The 12835-nt window shown below is 55.2% G+C and carries 13 protein-coding genes; 10 read left to right on the forward strand and 3 right to left on the reverse strand.

From position 1 onward, the window contains the following. Positions 1-88 precede the first annotated feature (88 nt). Together bioB and bsaP are read left to right on the forward strand one after the other, a co-directional pair. The gene (bioB, locus tag CBE74_RS07670) at positions 89-1084 is read left to right on the forward strand and encodes a biotin synthase BioB (RefSeq protein ID WP_087453120.1); all 996 of its coding nucleotides are present in this window, start codon (positions 89-91) and stop codon (positions 1082-1084) included. Between the two features lie 5 nt (positions 1085-1089). Continuing rightward, the gene (gene bsaP / locus CBE74_RS07685; RefSeq protein ID WP_013910497.1) at positions 1090-1344 is read left to right on the forward strand and encodes a biotin synthase auxiliary protein BsaP; all 255 of its coding nucleotides are present in this window, start codon (positions 1090-1092) and stop codon (positions 1342-1344) included. A gap of 29 nt (positions 1345-1373) precedes the next feature. Here the strand turns inward: bsaP and CBE74_RS07695 are convergent, their stop codons facing one another. Next, the gene (locus CBE74_RS07695) at positions 1374-1805 is read right to left on the reverse strand and encodes a MepB family protein (RefSeq protein ID WP_087454805.1); all 432 of its coding nucleotides are present in this window, start codon (positions 1803-1805) and stop codon (positions 1374-1376) included. 132 nt (positions 1806-1937) lie between these two features. Here CBE74_RS07695 and amn point away from each other — a divergent pair, with 132 nt between their 5' ends. The 8 genes from amn to CBE74_RS08175 all read left to right on the forward strand — a co-directional run bounded on the left by amn (position 1938) and on the right by CBE74_RS08175 (position 10691). After that, positions 1938-3347: an AMP nucleosidase gene (gene amn / locus CBE74_RS07700; protein WP_087453121.1), complete on the forward strand. Its 1410-nt coding sequence runs from the start codon at positions 1938-1940 to the stop codon at positions 3345-3347. 92 nt (positions 3348-3439) lie between these two features. After that, entirely contained in the window at positions 3440-4849 is a 1410-nt protein-coding gene (locus CBE74_RS07735) for a hypothetical protein (protein ID WP_087453122.1), read from the forward strand. A gap of 314 nt (positions 4850-5163) precedes the next feature. After that, complete coding sequence (locus tag CBE74_RS07740) at positions 5164-5499, forward strand: pullulanase X25 domain-containing protein (protein WP_225870200.1); 336 nt, start codon at positions 5164-5166, stop codon at positions 5497-5499. Between the two features lie 116 nt (positions 5500-5615). Next, entirely contained in the window at positions 5616-7907 is a 2292-nt protein-coding gene (locus tag CBE74_RS07760; protein WP_225870199.1) for an alpha-amylase family glycosyl hydrolase, read from the forward strand. Further along, positions 7870-8040: a replication initiation protein gene (locus CBE74_RS24725; protein WP_225870468.1), complete on the forward strand. Its 171-nt coding sequence runs from the start codon at positions 7870-7872 to the stop codon at positions 8038-8040. The genes CBE74_RS07760 and CBE74_RS24725 overlap by 38 nt, the downstream gene beginning before the upstream one ends. A gap of 138 nt (positions 8041-8178) precedes the next feature. After that, complete coding sequence (locus CBE74_RS07960) at positions 8179-8370, forward strand: hypothetical protein (RefSeq protein ID WP_225870197.1); 192 nt, start codon at positions 8179-8181, stop codon at positions 8368-8370. 181 nt (positions 8371-8551) lie between these two features. Then, positions 8552-8686 (forward strand): hypothetical protein, encoded by a 135-nt coding sequence (locus CBE74_RS08130; protein WP_259493875.1) that lies wholly within the window; start codon positions 8552-8554, stop codon positions 8684-8686. 868 nt (positions 8687-9554) lie between these two features. Next, positions 9555-10691, forward strand: a complete 1137-nt coding sequence (locus CBE74_RS08175; protein ID WP_087453124.1) for a glycoside hydrolase family 25 protein — start codon at positions 9555-9557, stop codon at positions 10689-10691. Between the two features lie 53 nt (positions 10692-10744). On the opposite strand, the gene CBE74_RS08515 is transcribed toward CBE74_RS08175, so the two are convergent. Next, positions 10745-11830 (reverse strand): inositol-3-phosphate synthase, encoded by a 1086-nt coding sequence (locus tag CBE74_RS08515; RefSeq protein WP_087453125.1) that lies wholly within the window; start codon positions 11828-11830, stop codon positions 10745-10747. Between the two features lie 237 nt (positions 11831-12067). Next, the gene (locus CBE74_RS08540) at positions 12068-12823 is read right to left on the reverse strand and encodes a VIT1/CCC1 transporter family protein (RefSeq protein WP_087453126.1); all 756 of its coding nucleotides are present in this window, start codon (positions 12821-12823) and stop codon (positions 12068-12070) included. Between the last annotated feature and the right edge of the window lie 12 nt (positions 12824-12835).

The following is a 12835-nucleotide window of genomic DNA, read 5'->3' on the forward strand; positions in this document are numbered from 1 at the left end:
GTGTGTTGGCCTTGTGCCACCACATCTCGCACGACGATGAATGCACGCACACAGCGCTCGCGGGTGCTGACGCCGAGGAGGAAACCCCATGACTGACATTCTGGAACTTGCCCGGACCAAGGTTCTTGAGGAAGGCAACGGCCTGAATAAGGAGGAGGTCCTCCAAGTACTCACGCTGGAAGAAGACAGAATCCCCGAACTCCTTGCACTCGCGCACGAGGTGCGCCTCAAGTGGTGTGGGGAAGAGGTTGAGGTAGAAGGCATTATCTCTCTGAAGACGGGCGGCTGCCCTGAAGATTGCCACTTCTGCTCCCAGTCGGGCCTTTTTGAATCCCCCGTTCGTTCCGCATGGCTCGACATCGCGGGACTCGTGGAAGCTGCAAAGCAAACACAAAAGTCCGGCGCTACCGAATTCTGCATTGTTGCTGCGGTAAAAGGTCCCGATGAGCGCCTCATGAGCCAGTTGGAAGAGGCCGTAGCTGCCATTAAATCTGAGGTAGACATCGAGGTGGCGGCGTCGATAGGCATCCTTACCCAGGAGCAAGTCGACCGACTCAAAGCAGCGGGCGTGCACCGCTACAACCACAACCTCGAAACTGCGCGCTCGTACTTCCCCAACGTTGTCACCACCCATTCATGGGAATCGCGCCGTGAAACCCTGCGCATGATCGGGGAGACCGGCATGGAAGTCTGCTCCGGCGGCATCATCGGCATGGGTGAGACGCTAGAACAGCGCGCAGAATTTGCCTGCGAACTGGCCGAACTCAATCCCACGGAAGTCCCCATGAATTTCCTCGATCCACGCCCGGGAACTCCTTTTGCAGACCTAGATGTTATGGAAACCCCAGATGCATTGCGCGCAATTGGTGCATTCCGCCTTGCGCTGCCCAAGACCATTCTCCGCTTCGCCGGTGGACGCGAACTCACCCTGGGAGACTTGGGCACTGAACAAGGCTTGCTCGGTGGCATCAATGCGGTGATCGTGGGCAATTACCTGACCACGCTGGGCCGTCCGATGGAAGAAGACCTGGATATGCTGGGCAAATTGCGCCTTCCCATTAAGGCCCTGAACGCGAGCGTCTAACTGGCATGAAAACCACATCAACCGAGCTCATCCAGGTAATGCTTGCCGACGAGCCCCCGCTCTTTCACCCCAACACCGGACAGGAAATCGCTGCGGGAGAAACAATCAGGCTTTCTCCCTCGGCGCGCGCCGGGTTGGAGGCACCGCGCTTCTGCCAGATCTGCGGGCGTCGCATGGTGGTGCAAGTGCGTCCCGACGGCTGGGAAGCAACCTGCTCACGGCACGGCACGGTGGATTCTGTGTATCTGGGGCGGCGTTGAAAAGATAGGTCTGGTGGTAGGGAGCGCGTTCAGTAGAGGCTGAACGCGGGTGCTTGGGCACGCTGTGTGGCGGTGGCCTGAGGGTTGAGACCAGTGCACCAGCTTGGGTATACCCGAAAACCGCGTTTTCCTGCGGCGCTTCCCGATGTAATGCCTAAGCGTTCGAGGTCTGGAGCGGTGAACGTAAAGACTCCTCGGTGTTCGTCTTGCTCCACAAACACCAGCAAACCTCCCCGTACGTTGTGCGGGCTAAAAGGCACGGTCTCTCCGGCGTCATTTCGGGTCCAAAAGGCTACAAAAGCACCTTTCTTGGTCGGCGTGGTGCGTGCCGTCCGTATGTGCCAGGTGGCCTCCGAAATTTCTACGATTCCAGATTGATAGTCACTATTTTGTTCCTCAGGAGTGACGTGGCAGTTCAGACCTTTTGCTGCTGCGTACTGTTCAAAGCTCCTGAACCTCATGTATGCCTTCCCTTTTTGTGGACTGGTCTTTCTGGCTGCTCCCTTTTCTACGCCCTGCATCCGGAGACTGGCGCGGCTACTCTAGACACAAAGAATCCTTAGGAAAAATCTAGAAAGTAGGATGCAATGACAATGAAAAAAGGTGTGGGCGCGGACGTAGTACAACAGCTGGAGGATATCTACGCGGCGTCGATAAGCCTTGCCAAGGAGATTCTAGAGACTGGTGAATACGAGCGTTACTGCGATGTAGTTTATCCCAAGCTCATCGTGAAGATCGTTAGCTGGCACCCCGTTGATCGCACCGAGCCGTTTGGCTACGTCGACGCTGCAGGATGCTACTCGGCGGTGCTCTCCAAGCCGGAGTTGATTCATGATTACCTCTGTGAGCAGCTGGAACGCCTCTGCACAAACTACGAGTGTGTGATCACGGTGGAGCCTTCTACCGTGCGCATCCCGCCGGAGTATATCGACGGCATAGAAGGCGTGACCGAGGCTCGTCGCGCAGGCGATGTTGCCGCAGAAATCCCGCGCCCCACCTTGGATGACGTTGACGATGCCATTATCGACGGTGAATGGGATGCCTTCCACGGCGAAGAAAAGCCGCTTTTCCATTTCACTCCGCAGCGTTTTGATATCGCATGTGCGCGCATCCAGCATTACATGGGTATTTCCCCAGCTAGCGTGCAAAAATATATCCTATTTACAAACTACGCCATGCACGCCCGGGAATTTGTGAACTTTGGGCTATGCGAGCTGTCGCGGGAGGGCTCGCGCTACAGCGCATTGTTGCTTCCCGACGGTCACAAGATCACGCGCGACCAAGCAGAAAACATCGATCGTGAAAGCCTGAGCCTAGAATCTCGGTTCCAGATGCCGCGCTATGACCTAGTAGCGGAAGACGGAATGGGCATCACCATGATCAATATTGGTGTGGGGCCCTCCAACGCCAAGACGATTACCGACTGCCTCGCTGTGCTCCGCCCGGAAGCATGGGTGATGATCGGACATTGTGCTGGGCTCGACGGGCGCATGAGACTCGGCGACCTCATCCTGGGAAACGCCTACCAGCGTGACGACCACCTCCTCGATGACCATATCCCGCTCGACCTGCCCATTCCTGCAGTTCCTGAGGTGCAGCGCGCCCTAGAGACGAGTGTTCGCGATGTATATGGCGAGGATCTTTCCATGATGCGTACCGGTACGGTCCTCTCCACCGATGACCGAAACTGGGAATGGCACACCCCACAAAAACTATGGAAGCTGCTCCGGGGTTCCACCGCTGCTGCCTGCGACATGGAATCGGCGACGCTTGCGGCGAACGGGTACCGCTACCGCATTCCTTATGGCACCTTGCTTTCCGTCTCCGATCTTCCGCTCCACGCCGTGCCTAAGCTGCCGGCTGCAGCACAAACCTTCTATGCAAATTCCAAACAGGCGCACGTGATGTGTGCTGTGCACGCCGTGGAACTTCTTGCTCTTACCCCAGAAAAACTGCGGACGAGGAAGTTACGCCGTACGATCGGAGAGGTGCCATTTAGATAGCCTATTGGGTCAATAGGAACAAAGATGGCTCTGACGTAATTTGGCTCTGCAATCTGGCTCGAAGGAGCGTGTGATTCTTGCGAAAGCTAACAATGGCCATACTTTGCAGTACTGCATTGGCTCTGGGCGCATGCGGAAGCACGGGGAAAGCGGGCGCCCCGAGCAATGCGCTGTCCATAGAACAAACAACGCAGATAGACAGCGCAGACGGGATTGATGCATCTAAGCTGCTCTTTTCCTCTTCCACATCCGCTGTTATCGCCGGTGATTCTGTGGGGCAGAAATGGGAAGGTGCGAAAGAGGCAGTGAAGCGGGGTGCGCCGCTGCTGGTGCGCACTGCCGATAACGCGTCGGCCATTGATGCGGAGATAAAGCGCCTCGGGGCTCAAGACGTTATCACGATCGACGAGCCCCAGACCCCGGACCCAGAAATTTCTGAAGCCAACATCGCCGACAAAATCTCGCAGCTCACGCCCGAATCCCCGCTTTTCGACGGCGGCGCGTCCATCCTGGTCTCCGGGCACACCACGGCCTCTGACGTAGCCACCGCACGCGCGTCGGGAGCCAAGGTGGAATACCTGTCTTCGGGCGACGCGCGTGAAAGCTCCACGCTATCCGCTGATCCCGACGCTCATGTGGTTGCCCTGGGCCCAAGCTTTGCCAACAAAGAGCGCTTTAATCGCCAGGTAGAGATGATTAATTATGGTGAGGTCCCCGGTGGCGGGCACCTCATTTTCCCCTCGCATCGCGTGGTAGCTCTTTACGGTCATCCCTCCGGTGGGGCACTGGGAGTGCTTGGCGAGCAACCTGCTGAGGAAGCCGTGAACAAGGTGAATGACCTGGTAGGTAAGTATCAGGCCATTGACCCGGAAGAAAGCGTGATCCCTGCCTTTGAGATCATTGCTACCGTGGCGAGCTCGTCGGCAGGGCTGGATGGCAATTATTCCAATGAGGGGAACGTCGATGAGCTGCGCCCGTGGGTCGAAGCGATCGGTGATGCTGGCGGCATAGCGATTCTTGACCTACAACCTGGCAGCGCCAGCTTCCTTGAGCAGGCGCAACAATTTGAGGAGCTGCTGAAGCTACCGCACGTCGGACTAGCGATAGATCCCGAGTGGCGGCTGAAGCCGGGGGAGAAACCCATGGAACGGGTCGGCAGTGTTGGGGCTGGGGAAGTGAACCAGACTGCGGCGTGGCTGCGGGACCTGGTAAAGGATAATGAGCTCCCGCAAAAAGTCTTTGTTGTGCACCAATTCCAGCATCAGATGGTGCAGGACAGGGAAACGTTGGACACTACAGCACCGGAGCTTTCGTGGGTTCTTCACGCAGATGGTCACGGAACCGCGGGCGATAAGTTTGCTACGTGGGATATGGTGCGAAAGAATCTGCAGCCCGAGTTCTACCTTGCGTGGAAGAACTTTATCGATGAGGATCAACCGATGTTCACTCCCGAACAGACGTTTAAGATCGAGCCTCGGCCTTGGTTTGTGTCCTATCAATAAAGGCACATGCTTGATGAGAAAAGACCCCTAGTGATGAATGAATGAGCTACTCCCCAGTGGTTGGACTGAGAAATCGGGTACCGATCGCTGGGGAGTAGCTTATTCAGGCTGGGGGTCTTTCTCTGGTGTGGTGAGAATCGCGGAGATTACTGAAACTAATTTTAAAAAATTTACGTTTCAAACCAGCAAAGAATGTTAGCCTACTTATAACGGTGACCGCTGGCACAAATAATCAAAAATTATATGCCAGTCACACTTTGTAAAAGAATGCTCGTGTTTTATTCCCTCATCACTGAAGTAAGGCTTTCAAAGACGTGAAAACTTATCGTTGTCATGCGCGAAGAATATTTAACGCGCTCACCACACTCACACTCATCACTGCTGGCGGTGCCCTATCCAGGCCCCCAGCTCAGGCTGCCGACCCGAGTTTCGTTGTGATTGCGGCGGATTTCCAAACCGAGGCTGGCTGTACAAAGGACTGGGATCCTGCCTGCCCTCAGACCCAGATGGAGAAGCAGGGCAAGTTCTACAGCAAGAAGATTAAGGTTCCCAAAGGCGATTGGAATTTTAAGGTCGTTCTGGATAAAAACTGGGACACGAGTTATGGCGCTCCCGGAAAAAGGGCTACGAGCGTGACAATGTCCCGCTGAAGCTGGCGGCAGACGCAGAACTTGAGTTCATATTCGATCCGGAGAGCCACCATATTGGCCTTAGGCCCACCCAGATTACTACCGGTGATCATGAGGTCAAGCCGGAGGATCGGTAGTTGATCAAGGCTCCCTACCGGCAGAACGCTGCGCAGAATAACTTCTATTTTGTGCTCACAGATCGCTTTAATAATGGTGATTCAAAGAATGACCGAGGGGACGCATCGGCTGAGCAGGGGGATAGGGCTCAGCATGGATTCGATCCAACGTCGAAAGCCTTTTATCACGGCGGTGACATCAAAGGCATCATCCAGAAACTGGATTACATCCAGGGCTTGGGCACCACTGCAATCTGGTTGACACCCTCCTTTAAAAATAAAGCAGTGCAGGGAACGGGTAATGATGCCTCGGCTGGCTATCACGGGTATTGGATCACGGACTTCACTCAGATTGACCCGCACCTGGGCACCAACCAGGACATGAAGGACCTGATCAAAGCTGCGCATGAGAAAGGAATGAAGGTCTACTTTGACATCGTGACCAACCATACGGCCGACCTGATTCAGCTGGCCGGCGGCAACGGCTCCAATGGCAGCAAGTATGTCTCGCAGCAGGAACAGCCCTATAAGGATGTCAACGGAAAAGAATTCCGGCTAGAAGACTACGCGGGCAAGGACGCGAGCGAGTTTCCTAAACTCAATGAGAAATCGTTCCCTTATACCCCTCAGCGCACGAATCCTTCTGAAAAGCTGACCCCTGATTGGCTTAACGACGTCACCCTCTACCACAACCGCTGTAACAGCATGTTTGACGATGGTGGCGAATCCGTGATCATGGGTGACTTCTTTGGTCTCGACGACCTCATGACAGAACACCCCACCGTTGTCGACGGCATGACCAAGATCTACAACGAGTGGGTTGACTACGGGTTGGATGGCTTCCGCATCGACACCGTTAAGCATGTTGACCTTGCTAAAGGCGGGGACACCAACAAGCTGAAGTCCCTGTTCTATGGAGATGACTGGTACACCACAACGCGTTCCGACGCCGCCGTACTGCCGACCTTCCTGGGAAGCCATGACATGGGTCGTATCGGAAGCCTGCTGCAGAATAGTGGCGATGGTGCCGAGCGGCTCCGACGTGACCAGCTCGCGCACGCCCTGCTGTACCTCACTCGCGGTCAGCCTGTTGTTTACTATGGTGATGAGCAGGGGTTTGCCGGAAAGGGTGCCGATAAAGATGCTCGGCAGGATATGTTTGCCACGAAGGTCACGGATGTACACAACGAGCAGCTGGTCAATGGCGAGCAGTTTGGAACGGGCGACCACTTTAAGCCTGAGGCTCCGGTGGCCAAGACGATTACTGAGTTAGCAAAACTGCGCAAGGAGAGTAAAGCCCTGGTAGAAGGTGCGCAGATTGAGCGCTATGCAACGTCAGGTGCGGGTATCTATGCATTTTCTCGTGTGAATCGTGAGGAAAAGCAGGAGTACTTGGTGGCCTTGAATAACGCCACCACCACGCGCGAGGTAGATCTGAACGCTTTGACTCCTAACGCTGAATTCGAGCGGGTCTATGCCAGTGATTATATTAATGAGACACGCCAGTCCCTGACCACTGACAACGAGGCAAAAACCCATGTTACTGTTCCGGGCTTAACCGCTGTGGTGTACAAGGTGAAAAACGGAAAGCAGGTCACGGGGTCTGTGTCCGGCGGCCTGAACATCGTGGGCCAAGAGCTTAAGGGTGATGCGCCGATCATGACGACAGTCGGCGGAAACGCCTGGTCGGAAGCCAACTTTGGATGGCGCAAGCTTGGCGAACAAGAGTGGAACTACCTTGGGACCGACACTGGCCAAGATGCTCGTATTTTCCATAACGTGCGCGACCTTGAGCCGGGCACCGTGGTGGAGTATCGGACCGTCACCGTCGACGGCGACAATAAAGAAACAGCCTCCCATGGGTGGGGCGTGGTTGGCGTGGACTTGGCTGTTGATTCCCGAGCCTTAAGCGTTTCTGCGACCACGGCTTCCGCCACTGTTCCCGCTGCCGTTGTGGTGGGGAACTTTACCAAAGACCTCGGATGCACGGGAGGCCAAGAAGGTAATTGGGACCCTGGTTGTGCAGCTGCTGAACTGCGCGATGATTCTTCCGGATGGAAGACCGCAGAGCTGACCCTTAAGCCAGGCGAGTACGAATACAAGATTGCTACTGGCGGCTCTTGGGATCGGAGCTATGGGGCACTAAACGAGGGAGCGCGTGAGAGTGACGAGGGCGTACTCAATGGTAAAAACGTGAAGTTTCGGGTGACTCAGGACAAACAAAAAGTCACATTCTTCTATCACCCGGAAACTCATGAGTTCTTTAATACCGCAGATGAAGCTTCTGGCTGCGACCACACGTGTGTTGGGTGAGCTTTTAGACCATGTCCCAAGGTTTTCTCACCGTTTTAGCCGTAGCCTGTTCTGTACCGGCAAGGTTCCTACGGCTTATCGTTGGTATAGGCAGCACAACCGGGTGATGAGTTTTGGAGGCTTGGTAAAGTAGGCAAGGGATATGGCAGGACACGGTCAGTTTGATCCCTGCCCCGTGCCAACAGTTCGGCTTTAGCCGCGAATTTATTAACGCGGTGAAGACCCGTCGCGAGAAGCACAAGCGTTTAAAGCTTTTGCACGGGACGTAGATGTGGAAATCTCTGGTGGTCTCGACCAATACGGCCCGGAGGAGCTTATCGATGGTGTTCGCGTGTTGTGGATTGCCCAGGGCATCGCAGCACGTGACGAAACAGCTTTTAGGCGCGTGCTCAAGACTGGTCACCGCTTGCGTCAGCAAGGTCAGCGCCTGACAGACGCAGTGATTATCGATGCCTATGAGTAGGCCTATAATGTCCACACACTCACGGTGGTGCAGGTTGTGATAACGAGATGCCGCCGATGCGTGACTGCCAGGCCATGGCCAGGCGTGTGTGCGGGTACGTCACCCAATCTAAGGGCACGCCTCCATCGGTTCGATCGCGTCTGGGAAAGCAACTAGTACCGAGCGGAAAGCGTTGGTCACCATGGGACGTAGGGGAGGTAAGAAAGCCGCAGAGCGCTGGAAGGCAGATCCACACGGTGAGTATGCACTGGCTGAGCGCAAGAAGCGAGAACCTCAGACGCGGGAGGACTATTACAGATCCTGCGGAAAGTTCTAGCCGAGAGCCCATCAATTCCTAAATATAGGTTTACAAGGAAGCTCGAGATATCTACTACTTTGTTAGGTAGCTCCCTCGGGTTTCCTACTGGAGAAGGGAAGATATGCTCTACATAGTGCCAGGGATGTTAGCTGGGATCGTTTTCTATCTTATCCTTACAGTGGTCAACTGGTTCGTTGAGGGAATATGGCCAAAGAATCGCCGGCTGCGAGCGCATAGTCGCCTTGCTATCCATTGCTTGGCTGCTATCGCTTTTACCATTTTCCTTGTCGTTTCCGGCGGTGGCGGAAACTGGGCTACCCATTTACAAATCAGCGGTTTCCTGTTAGCTGGATGTCTGTTGAGTTTCATAACATCAATCCGGGATAATCCCCGTATTCAAAGAGAAGAAAATACGACAGATTACTTTGTAGAAAGATGAAGCAGAATTTTGGACGAGCAACCAGGGGCAAGAATTAATGGAAATCAAGGCAAATACCTAGGAACAAACCAAGAAGCTCACGTGGACTACTTCTGATCAGGGTGCATCGCTGGTAGAGGATTCGGCTATGCCAACAGAACTGGAAGGAGAGCGTGACGCTGGAGAATTAGGCGCATGAGCGCGTTATCCGCAGATCGTTGGCAGATGCTCATGGCAGATATGGCCGCGATCTGCGGATGCGGGTGGGGTAATAGGGGAGGTAAAGCGCTAAAAATTTTTGGGGCCTTAACCGGCCCCTTTTATTGTTCAAAGGGTTGGAAATATGTGTTCTGTACAGCGATTTTCTAGCTTTGCATGGAATTTCCGAGTGTTCTAAAACCTAAAAAGACAATAATTGTTACGAATGTTACTTATGTGACTAGTGGGATTATTGGTAGGGTGGCGATCATGATGAAAACCCGTCGTCTGAAGACTGCCCTTTGTACAGTTCTTGCCTCGTCCACGTTTGCCGTCGCCTCGGTCCAAGCAATTCCGCTTCCCTTCCCGATCGGCGCGTCCTCAGGCATAGACGTTTCGGGTCACCAACACCCCAACGGCAGCAGCATCAATTGGCAGGACGTCAAGTCCCACGGTCAGTCCTTCGCTTTTGTTAAAGCGACAGAGGGACTGGGCTGGACCAATGACTTTTACGCTAGTGACATCACCCAAGCTGCGGCTCAGGGGCTCAAAGTTGGGTCGTATCACTACGCCCGTCCGGGCGCTGACGCACGGCAGCAGGCGCGTCACTACGCCAAGGTCATCTTTCATACGCCGAATCATTCCTTGCCGCCTGTTCTGGACCTTGAGGTAGCTGAGGGGAAAACCCCGCAGGAGCTGGTCAACTGGACACGAGACTTTGTTCAAGAGCTGGAAAAGCAGACCGGTCGCGTCCCCATGATCTACACCTACCGGTACTTCTGGATTGAGCAGATGGCTAACACCACTGAGTTCTCGCAGTACCCACTCTGGCTTGCGGCATATCAGGCGCAGGTGCCCGGGACCGTGGGCGGCTGGGATCAAATTGATTTCTGGCAGCGTTCCAGCTCCGGACGTATTAACGGCATTGTCGGCGACGTAGATATGAACCTGTTTAACGGTGACGACGGCGAACTCGCCGCTTTTGCTGCAGGTAATCTCCATGCTGCGGGCAACAAATTCGCCTCGATCAACCTCCCCGAGCTAGCAGACCTGGGCAAGAGTGCAGGTGGGGTAGTGGCAGTCATTCTGGCTTTGAGCGCCGGGGCAGCTGCCGCGCCACAACTGATTCAAGCCGCCGAAGCCGCAGGTCTGAGCTCCGAGGGTGCGCAGGACCTCACCGCGGTGGTGCAGGCTTTGGCTAAGGCTGGCAAGCTCCCGGTCGATCAACTGAACAAGATGGCTAGCGGTAACTACACCGTTGGTGACCTGATCATCCTGCTGGATAACGCCGCCCACCTTGCAGGTATAGACGTAGGCCAGAGCTCTCAAGCTGCAATGCGTGCAGATGGGCTCAATATCGACGCTAACCAGGTCGCGCGGGTGATCCGCGGCCTCGCCGCCCGCTAATCGACGTCAACAACTACCCCCTGAGATGCCTCATCCTCAGGGGGTGTTGCGTTTTAGCTAGGGTCGCCGGCAATAAATGATTCCAGTTCCGCGCGGGCGTGTTCGTCGCGAAGCTGCTGTGGCGGGGACTTCATCAAATACGAGGACGCTGCGAATACTGGGCCGCCGAGTCGACGATCTTTAGCGATCTTGGCGGCGCGGATAGCGTCGATGATGATGCCGGCAGAATTAGGCGAATCCCATACTTCCAGCTTGTACTCAAGATTAAGCGGCACATCACCAAACGCGGTTCCCTCCAGGCGAACATAAGCCCACTTGCGATCATCCAGCCAACCGACGTAATCCGATGGGCCAATATGGACGTCGTGCGCCTCGATGTGCTGATCCAAGTTAGAGGTGACAGCCTGCGTCTTGGAGATTTTCTTGGACTCTAGGCGATCGCGTTCGAGCATATTTTTAAAGTCCATATTGCCGCCGACGTTCAGCTGCATCGTGCGATCAAGATGCACGCCGCGATCCTCAAATAATTTTGCGAGCACGCGGTGGGTGATTGTGGCTCCTACCTGCGATTTAATGTCATCGCCCACGATGGGAACCCCGGCTTTCTCAAATTTCTCCGCCCACTCGGGATCGGAGGCGATGAACACGGGAAGGGCGTTGACAAAGGCCACATTGGCGTCGATAGCGCACTGCGCGTAGAACTTATCCGCTTCCTCGGAACCGACTGGAAGATAGGAAACCAGGACATCCGCGCGGACGCCTTTGAGCGTGCCGACAACATCGACGGGTTCAGCATCGGATTCTGTGATGGTTTGGCGGTAATACTTCCCCAGCCCATCCAGCGTGGGGCCCCGTTGAATAGTGACCCCTTGTTCGGGGACGTCACAGATTTTGATCGTGCAGTTTTCTGAGGCATTGATGGCCTGGGACAGGTCTAGGCCAACTTTTTCTTTGTCCACATCAAAGGCGGCAACGAACTCGATGTCGCCCACGTGGTAGTCGCCACATTGCACATGCATGAGACCGGGGACATTGGTGGCGGGGTCAGCGTCTTTGTAGTACTCCACGCCCTGGATAAGCGAAGAAGCACAGTTGCCAACCCCAGCAATGGCCACGCGGATAGTTCTGTTGTTACTCATGCAGATTCCTCTTTACTCGCAAGCGATGGCGGGAAGGAAGCTGCAAAAAACGCAACCCCCGTCCCTATCTATGGATGCACGCCACTATATCGGCGCTTTTATTCAGGTAAAGGCAGGAATTGCGTTTGTGTATCGGTTAAGTGAATCGGTTCACTGGCATTGACCAGCGGGTAGGAAAAGCAAAAATTTCCGATTTTTATAGAGGATGGAAGGACAAAAAGCCCTCAAGAGGGGGTGTTAGACGACTCCGCCGAAAAGTGCGCCGGCAACATAGGTGAGTGCCAATCCGAGGGTGCCGCCAATCACCAGGCGCAGAACGGAACGCATCCGCGACGTGCCGGCGATGGCTGCAGAGAGATAGCCGGTAACCGCGAGCGCGATGATGGTGATCGAGCTGATCGCGATGACTCCTACCGTGCTGTTGCCCTGAGGTGCGATGACCACCATGAGCAGGGGAAGGATAGCTCCCAGGGTGAAGGCTGCTGCGGAAGAAAGCGCAGCGTGCCAAGGGCTGGTCAGATCTTGGGCGTCGATGCCATATTCGATGCGCAAGTGCGCGGGGAACGGGTCATTGTGCCCAATTTCAGTGGCCGCGCGCAAGGCGGTTTCCTCTGACATTCCATAGTCCGAGAGGATCTTTGCGATCTCGTGTCGTTCCTCTTCGGGGGTATGAAGCAGCTCAAGGCGCTCGCGCTCCATGACCATCCGCTCCGAGTCGCGTTGTGCGGAGACTGAGACGAACTCGCCCAACGCCATGGAGATAGCACCAGCTACCGTAGCTGCAATACCGGAGGCCAAGATGGCGCCGTGGCCCACGCCAGTGGCTATCACGCCGAGGATGAGGGCGGATACGGAAACGATTCCGTCATTGGCTCCGAGCACGCCAGCCCTCAGCCAGTTGAGGCGGGAGTTCAGTCGATTCGACGATTCTTTTTGAGTCTCCGGCTGCGTTTGGGATTCCGGCTGCGCGGCGGTGTAGTCGGGGAACGTCATGATTATCCTGCC

The organism is Corynebacterium silvaticum (assembly GCF_002162115.2).
Taxonomy (GTDB): domain Bacteria; phylum Actinomycetota; class Actinomycetes; order Mycobacteriales; family Mycobacteriaceae; genus Corynebacterium; species Corynebacterium silvaticum.